The sequence below is a fragment of the Acidovorax delafieldii 2AN genome, from assembly GCF_000175235.1.
In the GTDB taxonomy this organism is placed as follows: Bacteria; Pseudomonadota; Gammaproteobacteria; order Burkholderiales; family Burkholderiaceae_C; genus Acidovorax; species Acidovorax delafieldii_B.
In genome coordinates this window covers 1-564 of the sequence record NZ_ACQT01000626.1, presented here as the reverse complement: position 1 = coordinate 564, position 564 = coordinate 1, and the positions used below count along the sequence as shown (strand labels likewise).

Genomic DNA, 564 nt, shown 5'->3' with positions numbered 1-564 from the left:
CGCGCAGGCCGACGAGGCCAGCGCCCGGGCCTCGGTGGACGACGCGCGGGCGGCGCTTTCCACCGACGTCACCAACCTCTCCAAGGCCTCGATCCGCTCGCCCATCGACGGCGTGGTGCTGACCCGCTCGGTTGAGCCCGGCAACGCCGTGGCCGCGTCGCTGCAGGCCGTGACGCTGTTCACGCTGGCCGAAGACCTCACGCGGCTGCGGCTGGACGTGAACGTGGACGAGGCCGACGTGGGCTCGGTGAAGGTTGATCAGAAGGCCAGCTTCACCGTGAGCGCCTACCCATCGCGCCGCTACCCGGCCAAGGTCACGCGGGTGTCGTTCGGATCGACCAAGACCGACAACGTGGTCACCTACATCACCTGGCTGGAGGTGGACAACACCGACCTGAGCCTGCGCCCCGGCATGACGGCGGCGGCCACCATCACTTCCACCGAGCGCAACGATGTGCTGCTGGTGCCCAACACCTCGCTGCGCTTCACCCCGGCTGTTGCGGCAGGGGCAGCGGCGCAGCCGGCGTCATCGGGTGGCGGCATCATGTCGCAGCTCATGCCGCG

The 564-nt window shown here is 69.7% G+C and carries 1 protein-coding gene; it reads left to right on the top strand.

Annotated features, from left to right (window positions below):
* On the top strand, window positions 1–564 hold a 564-nt coding region (locus ACDELDRAFT_RS23430; RefSeq protein WP_005802009.1), incomplete at both ends, for an efflux RND transporter periplasmic adaptor subunit.